The following is a 19,996-nucleotide window of genomic DNA, read 5'->3' on the forward strand; positions in this document are numbered from 1 at the left end:
GTGGGGGAATTAAAAGTAGGGGTGTGAACACAGAATTGGACAAAAATGGCGAGGTTAAATGTACTCATGATTCAGAAAAAAATAACGAAGTCTAACCTATCCATTACTACGAAATTACAGCTTTACGATGCCACGAGTCACTTTAATGCCACCAATTAAAGTAGAACCACCGTAGTCTTTCGCTAATCTTAATAAAGTGTCATGAAATCCATGATTTGGGAAAGCTTGTTCTACTTCTGCAATCATGGACTTAGGGAGCCCTTTTTTAACCATTCCTTTTGATGCATCAATCCAGTCCGCTTTTCGACAAGCTTCTATAACTTTTTCATGTGGACCTTTATACGGTGTGATTTTGTGATGCCAGTGAATAGCGCCTTTTAGAGCATCAGGGTCTAATCCCCAATTTTCCTTTTCATTGTCATTTAATGCCACTGCTTCTGATGGCTCAAGGTAAGCGAGTTCATGGTCAGTCCACAGGCCAATATCATGATAGACAAATGCGGTTTCGACTAACTTTTCAAATTGTTCATCATAATCTAGAAAGTGCATTGCATAAGTGATTGTTCTATAAACATGATTACGATAGCCAAGATAATCTTCCCCAATCAGCTCTTTATAACGCTCAAGTAGTAACTCTACCCGTGGTCTCTCTAGCTTTATTTGAATCTTACTGCCCATGATTATTTCCTTATTAAATCATCCTGTTGTTCATTGAGGAGTTTAGACCAAAAATCGATATTAACGAAAACTTGGGATAATCGCTGGAATCCCCGGTAGAAGGCCAACCAATGCCATTACACCACTTAGCACAATAAACATAATGCCAGGCAATACCCAGCGGCTCATTTTACTCAGTTCACTACTACGTTCTTTACAACCGACTAAGCCTAAGTTATCTAACAGCATGGTGAGAGCCCAGCCAAATGCAGGGTTAACGAGCGCTGAAGAGAACACAACAATCGCTGCCGACTGTGTGGTTTTTCCTTCACGCGTCATTTCCATTCCAGCTTCTAGCAATGGAACAAATACCCCAACAATCAGCGCCACACACAGTACAGGTTGCCAGATAGCTAAATCCATCGGGTAGCCCCAAACAGCAGCGATAATACAGAACAGAGCCGTGAGCAAAGCGCCGGCAGGAATAGGGCGTTTAGCAATCGCAGCCGGTACGATATAAGTCCCCCATGAAGACGTAAAGTTAGTACCGCCAAGCAGAGAACCGAACGTTTGACGAATTGATGCCGTGGTCATGGTGTCGTCGATGTTCATGTGTACTTTTTCGGTACGTTCTGGGTAGCTGATCTTTTGGAATACTTGATGCCCTAAGAAATCCGGTGACCACATCGCTACGGCTAGAATCGCAAACGGCAATACCACCATGAAGTGTTCAATCGTCGGTAGGCCTAGCATCCAACCTGTATTTTCTCCCCACCAATACATAGGGTTCATGTTGGGCAAGCCTGGCTCAGTGTGGAAAGCAAATGGGGCGCCCATGGCAAATGCAATCGTACCACCCAACAAGCAGCTAAGAGGTACTGCTAACCAACGTTTGCGTAAGTGTTCCAGTAGCGCGTACAAGATAATGGTGCAAAAGATCACCACAAACGCGATGTGGCTCATACCGATTCCTTCAGCCCAAGCGAAAAGCTTTTTCACTTGAGAGGCGGTTCCAACAAAGCCGAGGTAGAGCAATAAGCCGCCACACACGCCTTTACTGGTGAGGTTGGCCAACATGCTGCCACCTTTACTGATGGCTAAGATGAGGCCAAAAGCGCCAATCAACAGGCCAAACGCCATCGGGTGTCCACCTGCTGCAACCACAATCGGAATCAAAGGGATAAGTGGGCCGTGGGTCCCTGCGAGGTTTGCAGTCGGCAATAAAAAGCCAGAGAAAATAATAATGAAAACAGAGGCGATGAGCAGTTCATAACGAACGTTTTCTAGAATGAAGTCTTCATTTAATCCGAGAGCCCCAGCAAAGGTGGCTGCAATCGCGCCCACCATAACCACTTTACCAATGGTCGCCGCCATCGCTGGGATGGTGTCTTCTATCTCAAATCGATAATCTTTAAACGGCAAATTTGGACGCCAGCGCTTAGGCGACATGATTTGCAATTCGTGTTCTAGATACTGTTCTCGGGATTCAAACTCTGAGCTTGGTTTATGTTGTTGTTCATAGGTGAGTTCATCCTCATTGGCTTGAGGCTTCTCTGTTTGTATATGTGCGGACTCTAAAGTAGTGCTCATTTTGATTCCTTTCGTTCACACTCTTAGGTGTGTTATTCCAACAAACGTTGTTGACTCACGGCATGAAGTGTAAACAATGCGTCAACTTATAATTAAAAACCCATTAACATTTAGTTGTTAGTACCTTATACCAAACCAAAAAAAACAAATAGACTCAGTCGGTTAGACATTAGTCGTAGAGTCGGACGACTAGTATTAGACCCTGTAGATAGTATGTGTCTGGTTATTTGTAGTCCCTTAATTTCTCCCACGTTCTGCACTTGATAGTGATAGAATCTCCGCATTAGAGTTATCGAGAAACTAGGTATTTATAAACAATGTTTATCCATCACGTAAATGGCATCGACTGGCTGGTAATTACAGCCTTTGAAGAACTGAAAACTATGTTTATCGAAGATGCAGGCCCAATCCCAGCTTGCTTTTCTACCGCCAGCGAGTTGAGCCTGATTGATCAAGCCAAACGCAGTTATGGATTTTTGCCTAAACTCCGCGGTGTGATCACCGATACCGGCACTTTTCAAAGTAGAGATATTGAAGAAGATTTGAACCCACAGCTTGCGTGTATCGTTGAAGGGCGTGGTCGGGTTTTTATCTATCACGGCGACTACGTGGCTTTTGTCGATGACGAGCAAACCTTCATTACCCGTATGGACTGAGAGTGATTCAGTGAGTTGAGATCGGCGAATTGGTAAATCGGCGAGTTAGCCCACCTAGAATTTAAAACTAAAGGATTAATATGATGGCAAAAACGATCTCATTGGTACTTGGCAGTGGTGGCGCAAGAGGCTTGGTTCACGTTGGAGTCATCCGCTGGTTAATTGAGCATGGCTATCAGATAAAATCCATTTCTGGCTGTTCAATTGGCGCACTTATCGGTGGTGTCTACGCTGCGGGCAAGTTGGATGAATTTGAAGAGTGGGTCACCAGTATCGATCAAGGTGATATGGCGATGTTGTTGGACTTTTCATGGCAGTCGAGTGGTATGTTCAAAGGGGACAAGATCATCGACACACTGCGTGGGCTGATCGGCGAGATTTCAATTGAAGATCTGCCTATCCCTTATACCGCAGTTGCTGCCAACGTCGCCGAAGAAAAAGAGGTTTGGCTGCAATCCGGTTCTCTGTTTGATGCCATTCGCGCCTCCATCTCTTTGCCACTGTTCTTCACTCCACATGTCATTAATGGTGAAGTGCTGATTGATGGCGGAGTGCTCAATCCCGTACCGATTGCGCCTACCTTTAGTGATAAGACAGACTTTACTCTGGCTGTGAACTTAGGTGGTGAACCCGAAATGCTTCAACAGGAAGTGATACCGGTTTCCCTACCAACAAAAGAGAGTAACCTGCATGAGAAGGTTGTTCACTTTATCGATAATCTCGGTAACAGTGTAAAAAGTAAAATGAGCTTCAATTTTGCTTTTTACGATATTGCCAACCAAGCGTTTGATGCGATGCAATCGACCATTGCTCGCCAGAAGCTGGCCGCTTATCCCGCCGATATTACGCTTGAGATCCCACGTAATGCTTGTGGCACCTTAGAGTTCGATCGCTCACAAGAGATGATAGACAGAGGTTACCATTTGGCACAGGCTAAACTGGGCAACCGACTTTAATGTATTTTCAGCTGAATGAGGGTATTTATGGAAACTGAACTCAAACTATCTGAACTCAAAGAATTGGTCACAACAAAAGATGTCATCGTGCTCACCAGCATAGAAGAGCCTGCTGTATCTTGGTTGATAGATTGCTATCAAGAGAATGCTGATATCCAAATTATCGAGAACGCACACCAACTAGATACTGAAGCGATTTTGTCGCAATGCAGAAGCAGCCTTAACGAAAGTAAAAAGGTCATCCTTACAGCGCAGTTTCGTAGCCAACTGCCTATCATCAATATCGCTTCACTGTGTAATGAGCAGCGCAAGTCATTGATCAATATTGAGCTATTAGGCTGGGATGAAGACAAACGCGTTCCTCATTCTTACAGTAGTTTCTAGCTTATATTTGTTGCTAGCTTATATTTGTTGCTAGGTAACTGCAGTTTTTAGGTAACCGACAGCGTCTCTATAACCAGAGCAGTTCAACACAAGGTTGATCAAAGCGGTTAAGTCAGTGTCCGGAATTTGTTGACCACTACAGGGTGGTTGTATCGAATCAGGAGTAGAAAAGTCTCTTGAGATTTTACTTGTCTAAATTGTGCTTAATTATTTGTTCCACCACACCATTCATCGTCCTTGAGCTAATCTCCGGTTTCAAATACAAGGAATGATACTCAACTCCTGTTCGGTCTATATAGGCTGCTTGTAAGCCAGCGGATAGCGCACCATGAGTGTCCCAATCATGAGTAGCGACAAGACGAAGGTTTTCGACAGGCTCTTTTAAAGTTTCGGCTGCAAAGTTATACACATCTGAATTGGGTTTGAAACTGCCTGTTTCTTCAACGGAAATGACGGTGTCGAAATAATCTTCTAAGCCTGAGTTCTTGATTTGAGAAGTGATGAGATCGAGGGATGAGTTGGAAAAAGCGACGGTTTTAAACCCGTTCTCGCGCAATTTGAGCAAAGACGCTTTGATATCTGTGTGCGGTGGTAGATTGGCAAAAGAAGTTAACAAGGCACCTTTGCTTTCCGCCGTTAAATCACACTTGTACCGTTGTGCAATAGCGTTGAGCGCTGCATTCGCTAATTCAGAAAAAGTAGATTTTACGTTTGTTGCGATGCAAACCGTTGAAGAGTGTAAAAGCTTTGAAAACCAAAGTGATAATGCATCCTCCTTTCCAAACACCGCTTTAAATTTAGGCTGTAATGACTCCAAATTTAAAACCGTTTCGTTTATATCAAAAAGTATCACTTCTTTTTTCATGCAAAGCCCCCAGATTTAATTGAATTTTATGCTTACATAATCTGCTCTGACGATATGGTTTTCAACCTCCATTCAAGTAACTAAAGCTTTGCTCTCTAATTTGAAAAGAAGCTGGAATGCGTCAACGACAACCCGCCAACTCAAATCTGGCGTTGCTTTATGAGTATCATGCAACGCCAAATCTGAAACGATTTAGCTTAATTTGCGGCTTCGATGGTGCCTTTGAAAGTGCTGTCTAAAAAGTCATTGATCTCTTGTGAGTGGTAAATTGAGATAATCTTTTTATACGTTTCATTATTTTTGTCTTCTTCTCGAGCCGCAACAACCATCACTGCTAAAGGTGCGTCTTTTTTCTCTAAGTAAATGCCTTGTTTCTTAGGGTCGAGTCCAGCCGACATTACATAGTTCATGGTGATTGCAGCAGCATCTACATCGTCAAGAGAGCGGGGTAGCTGCGCGGCATCCACTTCAACAAATCGAATGTTCTTCGGGTTGCTAACAATATCGTTTAAAGACGCGTTGAAACCAGCGTTGTCTTTTAATGAGATCAGCCCTGCATCTTCAAGCAGTAATAGTCCACGCCCGCCATTCGTTGGATCGTTTGGAATCGCGATTCGAGCGTTTTCGGGAATAGAATCAAGCGAAGTGTACTTGTTCGAGTAAACGCCCATACGCATCAAAATTGAACGTCCGATAGAAACTAACTGGCTATCGTGATTGGCATTAAAGTTATCGAGGAATGGCTGATGCTGGTAACTGTTCAGTTGGATACTTCCATCATCTAATGCTGCGTTAGGGGTGATATAGTCTGAGAACTCGACGAGTTCAATGTTTATCCCTTGCTTTGCTGCTTCTTTGGCAACAGCTTGTACAACTTGTGCATGTGGGCCAACTGTCGCCCCAATCTTGATGACAGCCTCGTCTTTTTTTCCACATCCTGTTACACCGAATACGAAAGCTAATGCCAACAGGGATGCTGTGATTTTTTTGTAGCTGTTCATGATAACTCCATTTAATAAATAAAAGACATGTAGACGTCTAGCTATCTATATTATCTATTTGCGCGATCGGGTCAATAGGTTTGTTTGAAGCGAAGTTACATTGATGAGCGGTTAAGTCAGTGAATCAACGAGGCTTCTGTACGTGAGACTCGACCGACAATCCCCTTCTAACCCCCTTGGTTTACATCTCAAACCTATTGTTGGTAATGGGAAAAGGGAGGAACTGATTACCGACCAACAAAGGCCTCGCGAGTGCGAGGTCTTTTGGGTTTTGTAGGGAATAGGGCAGTCACTCGGAATCTAAAGAAAACGGGTTCAGTAAAGCTAACTATTAAGAAAGCTTTTGGTTAAAGAACTCAAGTGTACGTTTCCAAGCTAACTCTGCTTCTTCTTCAGCATAGCGGCCAGTTGAATCGTTATGGAAGCCATGGTTCACGCCGTCATAGATGTAAGCTGTGTAGTCTGCTTCGTTCTCTTTGAGTTCGGCTTCATAATCTGGCCAAGTCGCATTCACGCGTTTATCGATTCCCGCAAATTGGATGAGCAAGGGGCCTTTTACATTTTTTCTTAAATCTGGTGCGGCAGGAGTACCATAAAATGGAACGCCTGCATCGAGTTGCTCTGGCATGACAGCGGCCAACATATTCACGATATAGCCACCGAAGCAGAAACCGACTGCGCCTAGCTTACCGTTACTTTTTTCATGGGACTTCAAGAAGTTTGCCGCTGCGATAAAGTCTTCTTCGATTTTCTCTTTTGATAGCGACTTCTGCATCGTTCGACCTTCATCATCATTACCTGGATACCCGCCAAGCGAATAGAGTGCATCAGGTGCAAACGCAATAAACCCCGCCGCTGCGAGTCGTCTTGCCACATCCTTTATGTATGGATTGAGGCCTCTATTTTCATGAATGACCAATACAACAGGCGCATTGCCCTCTAACTCTTTGGGTACAACCAAGTAACCATAGCCTTCGCCGTGTCCTTTAGGTGAAGGAAACTTCTCGTAGGTTGCTTTGATGGAAGGGTCATTGAAAGAGACTTGCTCTGCCTGCGCATAATTAGGAATCAGTGCAGAAGTTAGCGTCGTCATGGTTAAGCCAAGTACAGCTAGCCAAGATAGACGAGCCATAAACTCTCTGCGATCAATCAGGCCGTGTGCATATTCGTCGTACCAATCAAATGCTTCTTGAGGGATAGATCGAGTCGGCGTTGATTGAGATTCGGTATTTTGATTCATAACTTTTCCTTGTTGTGAGTTGTTTGACCAATCAACTATAGTGGAAATTTCAATATAGTTGAACGATCGCTCAATAACTTTTGAGCTATTTATTATATCAAAGTACAAAAATTAGATGACAGTCAGATAAACGATCACTTCGAATCGATTCCCATCTCTTTGGTTTGTTTTACGAAGCGATTCAACACAACGTTGATGTAAGTGGTTATGTCCGCGAAGTAGCGGGGGGATGAATATTGGGGTTTGGGGGACGCACTTGTATGTATGATTAGAGATGATTATCCAATGCCTTTTGCTACGCCTAACTAAGTCTTACTAATTATCTCACTGGCAATTTAGTTTTTGTTTTTACCTGACCGAAGGCGAAGCTGGATTCAATAGAAGCTATATTGGGTAGGCGGGTTAGTTGTTTACGGATGAACTGCTCGTAGCTTTTGAGTGATTCACTGACTACATGCAATAGGTAGTCGTGATTGCCCGTCATTAGAAAGCACTCTAACACCTCGTCAATCACTTCGATGTGCTGTTCAAAGTCTCTCATGTTCTCTTCTGTCGGCTTTTCAAGTTTCACCAACACAAACACATTCACAGGTAAGCCACATGCTTCTTGGTCGACACTGGCGTGATAGCCGCGAATAATCCCCTGTTTCTCTAATGCTCGAACTCGACGTAAGCAAGGAGAGGGCGACAGCGCCACTCGATCGGCCAACTCTTGATTGGTGAGCCGAGCGTTGCTCTGCAGTTCAGCCAGTATTTTCTTGTCGATCTCGTCCATTGGCATAATCCATCAATATTGAATTTAGTTTGGCAATATTATTGCTCAAAGTGTATGTCTTACTTCGCAAATAGCAATTTTTAACATCTGCCCAAAACTAAAATTAAAGAAGGAACAACAAGCATGGAATGACTTAGGAATTATGAATACTTCAACTCAACTTAGCCCGCTGCGTAAAACCACCAAACACGAACAAGCAGAAGCTCTTGCCGTTGAGCAAGCAAAGCATTTTGGTATCGACCCAAATAGCGATTACGGCATCACGCTGATTGAACTGGCGACGACACTGTACCAAGCCAATACCAAGACACACGATCTTTGGGCATTGACGGTTGATGGACTTTCAGAGCTCGATAAAAGTGACCGAATCGCTTGGTTTAACGCCAAACGTTTTTTGTCATTCCAGATCGCTAAGATCCTCGATAATCTGCAAAACCCAATGCGCGCCACTTACCAGTCTATTGCCACCAATAATGGTAATTTTGCGTCTAAAGGTGCGTATCCAATTTTCGATAATGTCGCTGCTATATTTTCTGCAAGCCCTGTGATTACACGTACCGCGACCTATTTGTTTGCGTGTACAGAATGGATTGAAGATGCGTTTAACGGTAAAGAGCCGTTGCACGATATATATTCTCGACTGCTTAACCCTACATCGATTTCACTGGCTAACCATATGGTTGATATCGAGGCAGGCTCTAGAGCCAACGAATACCTCGCATGGAACTTTAACTCGGGTATGGCGGCTATTGATGGGTTGTTGAGCCACTTGCTCGGGCATGAAGACATTGTTTTGGCTTCACGCAATATCTACGGTGGTTCTTACCAGCTGTTGGAAGATTGGTTTGGAAAACCTTCTAATCTGAATGTCGCGGTAGAGTGGGTGGATGGTTACTCCGGTGATGAGTTTGCGACGCGCCTTGATGAGGTTGCTGATAAATACGCAGATCGCATCGCTGCAGGTAAGAAAATCTACGTTTACCTAGAGTCACCGTGTAACCCGCATGGATACGTGTTGGATGTTGCTAGCATCAGTAAAGCTGGTCACTCTCGTGGTTGGGATGTGATTGTTGACTCAACAGTGGGTACACCATTGTTGCACCCAGTACTAAAACGTGACGATGTGATGGAAAGACCAGATTATGTGATTCACTCCTACACCAAAGAACTGGCGGGTTCTGGCACCACAACTGCTGGGGTTGTGATTGGTCACAATGAGACTATGTTTGTGCCAAAAGGAGAGGAGGTCACTTTCACCAAGCCCAACGGTGATGAGGCCAAAATCCTATGGAACGAAACGCTGTTTTGGAATGTGTACTACATTAAGGGTGCATTCCTAGATGCAGATAAAGCGTTTGAAGTGCTCAATGGTATGAAAACGTATGAGATGCGAGTGGTGCAAAAAACGATTAATACACTGACTCTCGCGAAGATCTTTGATGCTCACCCAGACATCAATGTGTCGTGTCCTGCTTTGCCAGATAGTGATAACTATGAACACTGCCAGAACAACATGTACTTGGGGCTACCAGCGGCGCTTTTCACTATCGATATGGAAGGCAATGGCGACCGTGCGCCAATCAATCGAGATGGCTTCAAACAGTTCTTCGACATGCTTGAGCCCGCTATCGGCATGCAAGTAAGTTTAGGGCAAACCAATACAGTGGCGCTGTGTCCAGCACTGACTACGCACTCAGAACTCAGTGATGAAGCGCTCAATGAAGCCGGTATCAAACCGACCACAATGCGTATCTCTATCGGCTTGGAAGATCCTCGAATGTTCATTGCTCATATTGTCGAGGCGGCTAAATTGTCGATTGACCGCAACCACGTAGATTTCTCATCCAGCTTCCCGAGTGGTGACAATATCGATGAAATCTATATGCAAACTTATATGGATGTACACCAGAAGTTTGTGAAAAGCTTGCCGAAGTTCAGTCAGCTGAGTCAGTAACTTAGGTCAGTTAACAAGATTAGTCAGTTAAAGGCCGTCAATAAAAAAGCACCCAGCTGACTCAATAGTCGGTAGGGTGCTTTCTCGATGATCATATTGGTTTACCAAGTCACTTACTATTTTGGCTGGTGGCCTGTCTTTTTCGCAAGCTCTTGCATAGCTTCGGCAAACGTAGTTGTTCCGCCTTTCGCTTTAACCTGAACCACCTTATATCCTCGGCTTTCTAGCGCTTGACGCTCTTCTAAAACGGCTTTGTCATCTGGTTGACTGCCTTGCACAGGCTGATGAATGTAACACCCTTCTAATTGACCATCTTCGACCAGTTGGTGGTGTTTCAGTGCATTGATATCAAAATTCATAGTAAGTCTTTTCGCTTTAAATGGAGAGTCTCTGTGGCAAAGGCCGCGAGTCTTTATAATTTTATGGTTTGTACAATAGGCATTTTAACCATAAGAAGCTAGCGAAAATTAAGCAATCCAATGGAATGAAGTCGGGTGGTCTTACTTCTTCAATCTCTTATTGAACGCTGGGAAGGAAAGGGGAGGAACTGAATACGAACGTTTCAATACACCCTTATCTGACCTTTTCGTTCAACCATTGAGCGAAATCGGTACAAATCATCAACCTTTCCAAATGTGGAATCCTCACTTATTTTATTGGCTCTGTTTTCCATTTGTGAATGGTTATAACCTAGTTTTCGTAGAAAAGAGAATCGAATAAGCCGTGAGCGCGGCGCTTTATAACGAATGAAAACTAGGTACAAGCATGAACGAAAACTTTTATAGATACGCGATTTACACTGTTTTTTCAGCGGCAGCATTGTTCTCCGCTTTTTTAGTCACCTCAGATAATGTTTCCCCCTTCACCACTCAAGCGACTTTGTATCGTAACGTAGCGACCATTGCGCCAGAAGTGTCCCGCGTAATTACCGACGTCATGGTTAGTAATGGCGAGTTGGTTGAAAAAGGTCAGCCATTATTTGCTATCGATGCCAGTAGCTACCAATTGAAAGTGGCACAAGCGAAAGCCGAACTGCATCAAGCGCGTGACTCTGACTCGGCGAAATGGCAGCAATTAGCAGCAGCGAAACAAACACAAAGCCAACGAGAGTTTGAATATCAAAACGCGAAACAGAAACTAGCACGTAACCAAAAACTGCGTAACAAAGGGCTCGCGACGGAACAAGACCTTGATGACGCAATCACCAATACACAAGTTGCGAGTAGTGCGGTTGAAGCTGCGAACGCGGAAGTGAAACGTATTGAAGTAGAGCTATCTACCCAAGACCGCACAGCGGCCATTGAATTAGCAGAAGCAAAACTTGCCAGTGCGGAACTGGATTTAGGCCACACTCAAGTCGTCGCGCAAACGGAAGGTGTCGTGACCAACTTACAATTGCAATCGGGCAGCTATATCACTCAAGGTACTTCATAATTGCTGCTGGTGGACGAAGCTCATGCGTGGATCAGTGCGGACTTCAATGAGAAAGGCATTGATAAGCTAACTAATGGCCGCGAAGTTTTGGTCTCTTTTGATGCGCTACCGGGCAAAGTCTTTACGGGTGAAGTGAGTAGTCAAGAGCGTGCGATTTACGACACCAATAATGCCAATGGCAAGCTGTCTAGCGTGACTAATGATACGCGTTGGATCCGTGAGCAACAGAAAGTACGTACCCGCATTACAGTTAACGAACTGGATCCTTCGATGATCTCAGGTTCACGAGCGAGTGTGATTGTTGAAAGCGGTAACCCAATAATGCACGTTATTGGCTCTGCTTGGATTCACTTGGTTTCAACATTTCGCTACATCTACTAGTAGGAGATGACGATGTGGACATTTGAAAACACCGCACAGGGTCATTCTCAACGTAATGAAGCGCTGCGTGTCGCACTTACTGTGACGATTTGTATGGTGTTGGGAAAGCTACTAAACCTAGACTCTCCCGTTTATCTGGCGTTGTATCCAACCATCATCATGACCAAGAATAAAGATTACTCTTGGCTTGGTCTGATCCGTACCTTGGCACCCACTTTATTGGCAGCAAGTACAGCGTTGGTGGTGACTGAGGTATTTTCACAGCATCCGTTTGTGGTGTGGACCATCAGCCTGTTCTTCTTCGACTTTATGCGTCGTCGAGCCACTACGCCAGCGAAGAAAGGTAAAATGTTGATGCCAACCTTCAACTGGATTTTGATTGTGGTGTTTGCTCAGCATACCACCATGGATATGCCGATGCGTATTCATGAAATTTTGGTATCCATGTTGATTACCATGGTAGTAGCAAAAACCATGGTGGTTCTGTTCCCTGTTGAGCAAGGAAACAAGCCTCCTGTATTTAAAGAACAGCCTGTCACATTTGAGAGCAGAGCAATTTCACTCGCGTTGATTGGTCTTGGTTTGGCATTCTTGATGATTGTCGACATTATCTCTGCAACGTTCTGCATGGTGCCAGTGATTGCTGCTGCAACCCAAACCACACACAAAAGCTTTATCGACGTGGTTGACCGCCGTTTTCAAACTCAAGTGGGCGGCTGTGCATTCGCCGTGGTGTTCACCTTGTTGATGGCAGGGCATCAATCTACATTCGGTTACTACACCATAGTGTTGGGTTTATTTGCCTTTATGATCACCGCATCAATGGCCAAAGCGAAAGGTTCAGCCAGAGACATTCATGCCGATGCGTTATTGGCGACTATGCTGCCGATTCAGTTGTACATGACCAGTAGCAATTTAGGGTTGGAAAGTACCTTCCTACGCGCTTGGGAGCTGACTGTGACTTTGTTTGTGCTGTGGGCTTTGTGTCATTTTGTTCGTAAGCCTAATGGTGAAGAGCCGGCACTCGTTCGCTAATAATCAAATCCGGCCAACCGATTATGGTCTGATTTGATTGCGCCTTTCATAAAATTAAAAAATGCTTTTACTTTGGCTGAATCTTCTAAATCTTTATGAGTCATCATCCATAGGTCTGTATTTTGGTGCATCACTTCCATATCTACTCTTTGCAGAGTTCCCTTACTGTTACCTAAAAAGCAGGGTAAGTAGGCTAACCCCATCTGATTTTCAGCCGCGATGATCAGGGGCTCAAAAGAGTCGGCTTTCATGACAATTTTGTCTTCCGAAATCAGTTCAGAAACCTGTAGCGAAGCACTGCCTCTATGCATCATTAACCAAGATGCAGACTTTAAGGGGTGCTTACTCTTGAGGCCATTTATATATTCTGGCGATCCGTAAACACCAAAGGCAATTTTACTTAACTTGGTCCCAACTAAATGGGCTGGCAACTCATTTGCCGGGCGAATCGCGATATCTGCATCTAGGTGTGAAATATCCAATTGACGAGATGTGAGGCTGAGTTCTAACTGAATTTTTGGATAAAGCCGATGAAAAGCAGCCAAATGAGTACCCAGAATGAGGCGAGATAACGCATCGGTCGTCGTTATTCTTAGCGTACCTTCTAGCTTCAATTCCTGTCCAAAAACCTTGTGCTCCAATTCTCTTACTGTGGATTCGATAGCGAGAGCTGACTCCAGAAGCTTTTGCCCTTCAACCGTTAGTTTGTATCCGGTAGGAAGTTTATGGAAAATTCGTAATTTGTGACGATACTCAAAGGTGTCAATACGACGTAAAACGGTGCTGTGGTTTACACCAAGTGCTCTTGCCGCGGCCGACAGGGATCCTTCATTCGCCACTGTTAGAACATATTGCAGGTCATCCCATCTTATGTTGTGCATTTGCGCATATCCAACGTGTTCAATTAGTGAGTTTACCAAAAATTTAGCACAGCTATAGTTATCTCAACAAGGCAACAAACAGAACTGAAGTTCAAAGCATGCACTGATGGCACTTTTAATCTCCCACGCATTGAGCTTCAAAATTGACAATCAGGAGAAAGAAAATGTTAAAGAAAAATCTACTTATCGGTCTAGCGAGTCTTCTGGCTTTCTTTCAATTCACTCCAGCCCTTGCAGATGAAACAAAAGCAGTCGATTCAGCAAAGACACTAGAAACGGCTCAAGCATTCTTATGGGCGGCAGGCTCAGGTGATATGGCAAAACTCGAGTCATTAATGGCCGATGATTTTGTCTGGCACAACGAAGGTGACGCCGACATCCCTTGGATCGGTAACTGGGAGTCAAAAGAAAAAGTGCTCAACACTTTCTTTCCTCTATTTGGCGCAGGTTTGAAAGTCACAAGCTGGTCAACAGACTATAGTTTTGTAAACGGCGACCAAGCAGTATTCATGGGCAGCATGAGTGCCATTGCGAATGAATCTGGTGTAGACACGGGTAAATTCAGCTGGGCGGTTCGAGTTCAGGTTGAAGATGGCAAAGTGAAGAGTTGGAACTGGTTTGAGGATAGCTACGCAGTATCTAAAGCTTATCACGCCAAACAGTAACCACAGTGACCAATTAGGTTGTAAAGGCTCGATATGCTGTAGACGTATATCGAGCTTAACTTGGTTTTGAATAGCGACGCGAAGAGCCTATTCAACAATCCGACAGTTAAAAGGACACCTGAGACAATCTAGTTCTGAGTTTCAGTGTACGAGCCAAATAACGTACTTTGGCACTATTAAGTTTGGAGAAACTATCTATGAGCAATAAGCTAGCGAATGCGACTAATCTGTATATGGAAGGTATCCGAGATGGTCATGCATTAGAGGCGGTAACGAAGTACACCGGTCAACGTTATACTCAACATAGCACTGGGGTTCGCAACGGTATTGATGGTTTTGTTGAGTTCTTCGAACCGTTCTTAAAACGCTGCCCTGTTAGAGACATAAAGATCATACGCTCAATCGTAGATGGCCAATTCGTGTTTGTTCAAGCATTCCAAGATATTAATAATGGCGAATATAAGTGGGTGACTACGGATCTATTCGATACCGATAATGACGATAAAATTATTGAACATTGGGATGTGATTTCTGCCTTCGAAGCTCAACCGACGGAAGGGGAAGGTCGACTGCAAGGGCCAATCAATCATACTGACTTAGATAAAACAGAGGAGAATAAGAACCTTATCCGTGATTTTTTATGTGATGTCATGGTACTAGGGCAGAAAGACAAGCTATCAAAGTATCTCCAGCACGAAGAGCTAGCCGTTTATCAAGCCTCAGATGTGAGCCCTTTAGATAGCTATATTGGTGGCTATGACCAAGTGTTCAAGATTGTCGGTCAAGGTAACTTCGTAGCAGCTTACAGCCGAGTTATTGATAATGGTCTCGAGGTTGCGCGTTTTGATCTATTCCGAGTTGAGGGAGGTCAAATTAAAGAGATATGGGTAAACCAAGAGCCCGTGCCACCAAAAGCAGAATGGGTAAATGGCGGGAAGTTCTAGAGTCGCTTTAAGGGAGTTACGCCAATAATGCTATCGCTAAAACAAACCGAAAAAGCGCATCCTTGCTAACCTTACTGGTTGTGTGTGTTTAACCTCTTGAATCTTAGCCAACATGTTTTGTGATGGAAGAGTATTTACACTGTTTTACAACTCGCCTTAACGCTCAACAATGCAATCGCGCCCTTGAGATTTTGCGTCGTAGAGGGCGTTATCCGCTCTTTTAATTAATGAATTCCAGTCATCGTTTATGAGGGCTTGAGTCACTCCAATGCTGACAGTATACGTGCCAGAAGAGAGCTCTTGATTGGAGTTGTGTTTTGCGTGGTTTCTTATTCTTTCAGCTATCTGCATTGCTTGAACTTTATTCGCTCTAGGTAGCATGACAACAAACTCTTCTCCACCATAGCGAAAACAGAAATCGCTTGTGCGGCATGTATCTTCAAGAATTTGACCAAAGTACTTAATCACATCATCTCCCTTGTCATGACCATAGGTATCATTAATTTTTTTGAAGTGATCTAGGTCGGCAATCAGTACAGAAATGTCACTCTCTCGGCCTGGTTGAACAAGCTTGGGTATCAGTTCTGCTAGGCCTCTACGGTTATAAAGGCCGGTTTGTTCATCAGTGATCGATGAACGATAGGTCTGCTTAAACAAACGATCAGTTAAGATCCAAAACACTGAAAATGCGAGGCTAACAATTGTGATTGTCATGATAACGAAAGACAATTTATGAATATCTGATATCAGGTAATAGTTCGAATTCGTTCCTTTGGTATGAGCAAGTACGCCCCTAATTGCCATATAGAGAATGTTGATAAACAGGGTCAGATTCAACAGACACTTTGCTTCTCTGTTATCGTGCTTTTCCCCTGAATAGTTTGCACAGAGGGCTAAGATACATATCGTCACAACGAGAATACTTCGAGCCTCGATCCTAGAAGTTACAGAAGGCGCAATTAGGGCGCTATAAAGGAAGAAGCTAATGCCAAGGGAGCTAATGATGATTGATATTACGAGAAAAGATCGACTTGCTCCGCGTAACACGGTTATACCGACGAGTAACAAACCAAAAGCCGTTGCGTATGCACCATTGGAAAGAAAAACAGTGGATTCTGAAGATTGAGTAACGCCGAACGAAAGCGGGGGTAACACTGGCTCCTAACAGCCAAGCAGCATAAGCAATATAATTTACCCCTAACGTGGTGCCTGCGAGTATATATTTATGCGTTAACAACATAGCACTCGCAACCGTAGCTGCTAACAAAGAGGTATATATAGCTAAGGTGTGTACATCCATGAAATCACCAACAACGTAAAAATGAACTCTCTCAATTCAGTATTGCGCAATTTGTATTATGAATGTTTAGTAGTTAATCATTATTAAACTACATACTGATGCAGATCAATTTTTGCTCAGGTGCATTTGTAAGCGTAGGGCAAGGTGCGAGTTATTCAGGAGCCTAACCTTAGCTTTGTTATACCTTTATTTTAAATTCTCTAAGCCCGATGTATCGACGCCTTTTAAGGTGTCTTTTGCTACTTCATCTAAATCCGTCGTTGTCGATTTTTGAGGATAACTAGCAGCGGCACCTTTACCGATCGCTGTTGCTTCTGCTTGTAGCTTTTTCCCCTCAGACTCACCCGCGATTCAGCCTTGCTTGTAGTCACTGTCTGATTCAAAACGCTTTCCATCTTTTATGTAGTTTTCGAAGCTATTGCCGCTTTCTTGCATGCCGCTATGCCTACCGTCATGAAAACCTTGTATCTAAGAGGTGTTGTGACCACTCTCAATCAAAGCACTATCACTTGTTCCGCATCCGGACAAAAGAAAAACCAATAAGATTAAAAACAGTTTATTCATACTCAAAGCCTCGGAACTCAGTCGTCTAAATGATAAGAATAGACCAAGATCATCTCGCAAAGGCATAACAGCGCTCTAGGCGGGAAAGCTTGTTTGAGAATCATGATATTCAAAACTTGAGAGAGTAGAGTTACTACTGCCTTATTAGATCTAGAACGATAGCAAATCACTGGGTGGTAATTTGCTATCAATTACAGAGTGAATATCCGTTGTGCATATTGGTAAGTTCAAGAATTAAGACGAGGTGACTTATTGCTTATTTGAACGGTTAACGATAAAACTCAATATCACGACTGCAATACTAAAGCCCACAACACCAATCCAACCCGCACGTTCAAATACCTGAATTCCCACAAATGAACCAAACGCACCACCGAGATAGTAGCCAAGCATATAGATTCCGTTGATACGACTTTGAGCTTGTGGGTCAATTGAGAATACGCGTACTTGGTTCGATACTTGAGCGCTAAATACCCCAAGGTCGATGAGAATGATACCGACGATCAATCCAGCCAATGTGTCAGCGAAAAGCCCCGATATAATAAAACCAGCAGTAATAATAACTAACGCCATACTGATCATGTTTCGAGAGCCAAACTTGCTCACCAGTGACCCTGAAACTTTTGCTCCAATGACTCCAGCAAGAGCAATAACACCAAACATTCCTGCCTGTTGTGCATTGTAGTTAAACGGAGATTCACTGACATGCAGAGCTAACGTCGCCCACAGCGCATTGAACGAAGCAAACCAAAGCGCGCCAGTTAAAGCGGAAGTACGCAGTGTCGCATGCTGCTTGATTAACGTGGCCATGCTCGCAACCAGTTTAAGGTAAGGTATTTTCGTTGTCGGCGTGTTCGTCGGTAAAAAGGCATACAGCAACACACCAAAGACCATCGCAATAATTGCTGACATCATAAATACCGCGCGCCACCCAAACTGCTCACCGATGAACCCACTGAGTGTACGCGAAAGCAAGATGCCCACAGTTAGGCCTGTCATTAATGTGCCAATGACTTTTCCTTTCGTTTCTGGAGTACTTAGTGACGCTGCAAATGGAATCAGCTGCTGAGTGATGTTGGCACTCAAACCAATCGCAAAACACGAAACAACCAGAGCCACTAAGCTAGATGCAGTAAACGCGACAAAAGATGACAACACCAACATGACAGACAAGATCGCTATTAGGCGTCTGCGGGGTAACGTGTCTCCTAAGGGCGATAAGAATAGCAATGCCACGGCATAACCAATCTGACCGGCAGCTGGCACTGCGCCTAGCTGTTCGCTTGTTAACCCTAGCTCTGCGCCGATCTTAGGTAAGATGGGTTGGTTATAATAAAGGTTTGCAGCAGTTGCCGAGACTGCGCTCGACATCAGTAATAAACGTCCTGTGCTCAACACTTCTGTAGTCAATTTTGACATGGTGACACCTTAACTTTGGTTCATCGTTTTAATGAATGATTTCGATGAGCTAAGTCTAAGGTTAGCGATTGAATAACAAAAATAACCATTTGATTTAAATTCTATACGAATATGGTATAGATAACTTTCTAAGCCATGTTTTGTTGAATCGCCTCAATTTCACTCTGTACGACAGCAACAAAGACACTGGCTGTAGGGGATAGAGTATGCGAATGGTGTGTCATCACTAATGGCATTTGTACGTCCACAGATTCAAGATTAACAAATACACATCCCTCACTGCGTAAATCACGAATTGCATGCGGTGCGATAGATACACCTAAGCCAGAAGAGACTTGGGTTAACACGGTTTGCATGTTGTTGGGTTGTTTTTTTATATTTGGAGAGAATCCAGATAGGTCACATTGAGTAATGATGGAGTCAAATAATCCTACCGCTTGTTCACGTTCAAATAAGATAAATTGAATCGCCGCAAGCCTCTTCTATTGGCATAGCTCTATATAGTTTGGTTTATTTGAAAGCTAATCTATGAGGTTTAAGACAGTAAGATAGGGTTCAAAAATAGACAGCTTGGTAGTTGATGGAATCAGTACAGAACGAGATTCGACTTAATCCTATCTTCTCGCTGCGATTGTATTCATTGATCGAGTGGTCAAAGCCATAGGCTGTCGACGGGGCCATATATTGAGTTATGCCTTGCTGTGTCGCTGTTATTTCATCATGGCCATGACCGCAGAACACGTCACGAACGCGATATTTTCGAAGCACTTTCATCACATCAGTATCGTTCTCTAGGCGGATCGCTTTCATCCAATCTGCACCGACTGGAATGACAGGGTGGTGAACAACCACGATAGGATCATTGGCCTTTCTCAATTGTTGTTTTAGCTGAGCCATGCCGCGGTTATCAATACGCCCTGAACCAAGTGGGTGGCGGCTGTCTAGCGGCTTGAAGCTTGAGTCTAGGAACACAAACTCTCGTTCACCGATGGTGGCTTTGTCGGTGACATAAATCGTCGAGCCTTTTAGCTCTGTGCGCATTAAGCGAGAGTCATCATGATTACCCGCAATCACGTAAATGGATTGGTCGCTAATGTGTTGCCTAATGAATGCCTCTAATCGAACGTAGTCGCCAGACTTTGGGTTACAACAAATATCACCAGTCAGAAAGATGGTCTTGCATGCCGTGTCTTTGTTGACGTATTCCAGTGCTCTGCGCAGGTTCTCATAGCTGGATTCATCGGAAAGGTGGCAATCACTGATTTGGTACACGGTATTCATTGTTATTGTCCGGT

General features: G+C 43.9%; 19 protein-coding genes and 2 pseudogenes. 9 read left to right on the forward strand and 12 right to left on the reverse strand.

The features are described 5' to 3' along the window. Nucleotides 1–114 precede the first annotated feature (114 nt). Both AB6D58_RS05275 and AB6D58_RS05280 read right to left on the reverse strand, forming a co-directional pair. The gene (locus AB6D58_RS05275) at nt 115–678 is read right to left on the reverse strand and encodes a hypothetical protein (RefSeq protein WP_050645430.1); all 564 of its coding nucleotides are present in this window, start codon (nt 676–678) and stop codon (nt 115–117) included. A gap of 60 nt (nt 679–738) precedes the next feature. Beyond that, nucleotides 739–2,247, reverse strand: a complete 1,509-nt coding sequence (locus tag AB6D58_RS05280; protein WP_372156630.1) for a DUF3360 domain-containing protein — start codon at nt 2,245–2,247, stop codon at nt 739–741. 317 nt (nt 2,248–2,564) lie between these two features. On the opposite strand from AB6D58_RS05280, the gene AB6D58_RS05285 reads away from it, so the two are divergent. The 3 genes from AB6D58_RS05285 to AB6D58_RS05295 all read left to right on the forward strand — a co-directional run bounded on the left by AB6D58_RS05285 (nt 2,565) and on the right by AB6D58_RS05295 (nt 4,243). Further along, nucleotides 2,565–2,903 (forward strand): hypothetical protein, encoded by a 339-nt coding sequence (locus AB6D58_RS05285; RefSeq protein WP_017059071.1) that lies wholly within the window; start codon nt 2,565–2,567, stop codon nt 2,901–2,903. Between the two features lie 83 nt (nt 2,904–2,986). Further along, complete coding sequence (locus AB6D58_RS05290; RefSeq protein WP_065583529.1) at nt 2,987–3,859, forward strand: patatin-like phospholipase family protein; 873 nt, start codon at nt 2,987–2,989, stop codon at nt 3,857–3,859. 15 nt (nt 3,860–3,874) lie between these two features. Further along, nucleotides 3,875–4,243 (forward strand): hypothetical protein, encoded by a 369-nt coding sequence (locus AB6D58_RS05295; protein ID WP_065583528.1) that lies wholly within the window; start codon nt 3,875–3,877, stop codon nt 4,241–4,243. A 184-nt stretch (nt 4,244–4,427) separates the two neighbouring features. Here the strand turns inward: AB6D58_RS05295 and AB6D58_RS05300 are convergent, their stop codons facing one another. The 4 genes from AB6D58_RS05300 to AB6D58_RS05315 all read right to left on the reverse strand — a co-directional run bounded on the left by AB6D58_RS05300 (nt 4,428) and on the right by AB6D58_RS05315 (nt 8,124). After that, complete coding sequence (locus AB6D58_RS05300) at nt 4,428–5,108, reverse strand: haloacid dehalogenase type II (RefSeq protein ID WP_017065459.1); 681 nt, start codon at nt 5,106–5,108, stop codon at nt 4,428–4,430. Between the two features lie 197 nt (nt 5,109–5,305). Beyond that, on the reverse strand, nt 5,306–6,109 hold the full coding sequence (locus tag AB6D58_RS05305) for a MetQ/NlpA family ABC transporter substrate-binding protein (RefSeq protein WP_017059075.1): 804 nt from the start codon (nt 6,107–6,109) through the stop codon (nt 5,306–5,308). 331 nt (nt 6,110–6,440) lie between these two features. Further along, a complete protein-coding gene (locus AB6D58_RS05310) occupies nt 6,441–7,349 on the reverse strand; it encodes a dienelactone hydrolase family protein (RefSeq protein WP_372156632.1) in 909 nt (302 codons plus the stop codon). Nucleotides 7,350–7,668: 319 nt separating this feature from the next. Continuing rightward, entirely contained in the window at nt 7,669–8,124 is a 456-nt protein-coding gene (locus AB6D58_RS05315; protein ID WP_012604166.1) for an Lrp/AsnC family transcriptional regulator, read from the reverse strand. Between the two features lie 142 nt (nt 8,125–8,266). Between AB6D58_RS05315 and AB6D58_RS05320 the strand changes: the two genes are divergently transcribed. After that, a complete protein-coding gene (locus tag AB6D58_RS05320; protein WP_372156634.1) occupies nt 8,267–10,078 on the forward strand; it encodes a PLP-dependent transferase in 1,812 nt (603 codons plus the stop codon). A gap of 116 nt (nt 10,079–10,194) precedes the next feature. Here the strand turns inward: AB6D58_RS05320 and AB6D58_RS05325 are convergent, their stop codons facing one another. After that, on the reverse strand, nt 10,195–10,437 hold the full coding sequence (locus AB6D58_RS05325; protein ID WP_017068564.1) for a hypothetical protein: 243 nt from the start codon (nt 10,435–10,437) through the stop codon (nt 10,195–10,197). Between the two features lie 406 nt (nt 10,438–10,843). Between AB6D58_RS05325 and AB6D58_RS05330 the strand changes: the two are divergent. Beyond that, nucleotides 10,844–11,893 (forward strand): annotated as a pseudogene (locus AB6D58_RS05330) (HlyD family secretion protein). A gap of 12 nt (nt 11,894–11,905) precedes the next feature. Continuing rightward, nucleotides 11,906–12,928 (forward strand): DUF2955 domain-containing protein, encoded by a 1,023-nt coding sequence (locus AB6D58_RS05335; protein WP_372156636.1) that lies wholly within the window; start codon nt 11,906–11,908, stop codon nt 12,926–12,928. Here AB6D58_RS05335 and AB6D58_RS05340 read toward each other — a convergent pair. Next, nucleotides 12,925–13,809, reverse strand: a complete 885-nt coding sequence (locus tag AB6D58_RS05340) for a LysR family transcriptional regulator (RefSeq protein WP_017059087.1) — start codon at nt 13,807–13,809, stop codon at nt 12,925–12,927. The genes AB6D58_RS05335 and AB6D58_RS05340 overlap by 4 nt on opposite strands. A gap of 164 nt (nt 13,810–13,973) precedes the next feature. Here AB6D58_RS05340 and AB6D58_RS05345 point away from each other — a divergent pair, with 164 nt between their 5' ends. Continuing rightward, entirely contained in the window at nt 13,974–14,474 is a 501-nt protein-coding gene (locus AB6D58_RS05345; RefSeq protein ID WP_017059088.1) for a nuclear transport factor 2 family protein, read from the forward strand. A gap of 197 nt (nt 14,475–14,671) precedes the next feature. Beyond that, on the forward strand, nt 14,672–15,418 hold the full coding sequence (locus AB6D58_RS05350) for a nuclear transport factor 2 family protein (RefSeq protein ID WP_017059089.1): 747 nt from the start codon (nt 14,672–14,674) through the stop codon (nt 15,416–15,418). Between the two features lie 156 nt (nt 15,419–15,574). On the opposite strand, the gene AB6D58_RS05355 is transcribed toward AB6D58_RS05350, so the two are convergent. Then, nucleotides 15,575–16,132 (reverse strand): GGDEF domain-containing protein, encoded by a 558-nt coding sequence (locus AB6D58_RS05355; RefSeq protein WP_157938577.1) that lies wholly within the window; start codon nt 16,130–16,132, stop codon nt 15,575–15,577. Nucleotides 16,133–16,403: 271 nt separating this feature from the next. On the opposite strand from AB6D58_RS05355, the gene AB6D58_RS05360 reads away from it, so the two are divergent. Further along, on the forward strand, nt 16,404–16,544 hold the full coding sequence (locus AB6D58_RS05360; RefSeq protein WP_372156638.1) for a hypothetical protein: 141 nt from the start codon (nt 16,404–16,406) through the stop codon (nt 16,542–16,544). 987 nt (nt 16,545–17,531) lie between these two features. On the opposite strand, the gene AB6D58_RS05365 is transcribed toward AB6D58_RS05360, so the two are convergent. From AB6D58_RS05365 to AB6D58_RS05375, 3 genes and pseudogenes are all read right to left on the reverse strand, one after another. Continuing rightward, nucleotides 17,532–18,701, reverse strand: coding sequence for an MFS transporter (locus tag AB6D58_RS05365; protein ID WP_372156640.1), 1,170 nt, complete (start codon nt 18,699–18,701; stop codon nt 17,532–17,534). 128 nt (nt 18,702–18,829) lie between these two features. Continuing rightward, nucleotides 18,830–19,168 (reverse strand): annotated as a pseudogene (locus AB6D58_RS05370) (LysR substrate-binding domain-containing protein); the annotation flags it as partial. A gap of 88 nt (nt 19,169–19,256) precedes the next feature. Beyond that, a complete protein-coding gene (locus AB6D58_RS05375; protein ID WP_029235480.1) occupies nt 19,257–19,982 on the reverse strand; it encodes a metallophosphoesterase in 726 nt (241 codons plus the stop codon). Between the last annotated feature and the right edge of the window lie 14 nt (nt 19,983–19,996).

The sequence above is a fragment of the Vibrio sp. 10N.239.312.D08 genome (assembly GCF_041466145.1).
GTDB classification, from domain to species: domain Bacteria; phylum Pseudomonadota; class Gammaproteobacteria; order Enterobacterales; family Vibrionaceae; genus Vibrio; species Vibrio crassostreae_C.

Bases quoted from the DNA above. Each gene is read 5' to 3' on its own strand.
- AB6D58_RS05275 (WP_050645430.1), bottom strand. From the start codon at position 678: ATGGGCAGTAAGATTCAAATAAAGCTAGAGAGACCACGGGTAGAGTTA.
- AB6D58_RS05280 (WP_372156630.1), bottom strand. From the start codon at position 2,247: ATGAGCACTACTTTAGAGTCCGCACATATACAAACAGAGAAGCCTCAA.
- AB6D58_RS05285 (WP_017059071.1), top strand. From the start codon at position 2,565: ATGTTTATCCATCACGTAAATGGCATCGACTGGCTGGTAATTACAGCC.
- AB6D58_RS05290 (WP_065583529.1), top strand. From the start codon at position 2,987: ATGGCAAAAACGATCTCATTGGTACTTGGCAGTGGTGGCGCAAGAGGC.
- AB6D58_RS05295 (WP_065583528.1), top strand. From the start codon at position 3,875: ATGAGGGTATTTATGGAAACTGAACTCAAACTATCTGAACTCAAAGAA.
- AB6D58_RS05300 (WP_017065459.1), bottom strand. From the start codon at position 5,108: ATGAAAAAAGAAGTGATACTTTTTGATATAAACGAAACGGTTTTAAAT.
- AB6D58_RS05305 (WP_017059075.1), bottom strand. From the start codon at position 6,109: ATGAACAGCTACAAAAAAATCACAGCATCCCTGTTGGCATTAGCTTTC.
- AB6D58_RS05310 (WP_372156632.1), bottom strand. From the start codon at position 7,349: ATGAATCAAAATACCGAATCTCAATCAACGCCGACTCGATCTATCCCT.
- AB6D58_RS05315 (WP_012604166.1), bottom strand. From the start codon at position 8,124: ATGGACGAGATCGACAAGAAAATACTGGCTGAACTGCAGAGCAACGCT.
- AB6D58_RS05320 (WP_372156634.1), top strand. From the start codon at position 8,267: ATGAATACTTCAACTCAACTTAGCCCGCTGCGTAAAACCACCAAACAC.
- AB6D58_RS05325 (WP_017068564.1), bottom strand. From the start codon at position 10,437: ATGAATTTTGATATCAATGCACTGAAACACCACCAACTGGTCGAAGAT.
- AB6D58_RS05335 (WP_372156636.1), top strand. From the start codon at position 11,906: ATGTGGACATTTGAAAACACCGCACAGGGTCATTCTCAACGTAATGAA.
- AB6D58_RS05340 (WP_017059087.1), bottom strand. From the start codon at position 13,809: ATGCACAACATAAGATGGGATGACCTGCAATATGTTCTAACAGTGGCG.
- AB6D58_RS05345 (WP_017059088.1), top strand. From the start codon at position 13,974: ATGTTAAAGAAAAATCTACTTATCGGTCTAGCGAGTCTTCTGGCTTTC.
- AB6D58_RS05350 (WP_017059089.1), top strand. From the start codon at position 14,672: ATGAGCAATAAGCTAGCGAATGCGACTAATCTGTATATGGAAGGTATC.
- AB6D58_RS05355 (WP_157938577.1), bottom strand. From the start codon at position 16,132: ATGACAATCACAATTGTTAGCCTCGCATTTTCAGTGTTTTGGATCTTA.
- AB6D58_RS05360 (WP_372156638.1), top strand. From the start codon at position 16,404: ATGCCAAGGGAGCTAATGATGATTGATATTACGAGAAAAGATCGACTT.
- AB6D58_RS05365 (WP_372156640.1), bottom strand. From the start codon at position 18,701: ATGTCAAAATTGACTACAGAAGTGTTGAGCACAGGACGTTTATTACTG.
- AB6D58_RS05375 (WP_029235480.1), bottom strand. From the start codon at position 19,982: ATGAATACCGTGTACCAAATCAGTGATTGCCACCTTTCCGATGAATCC.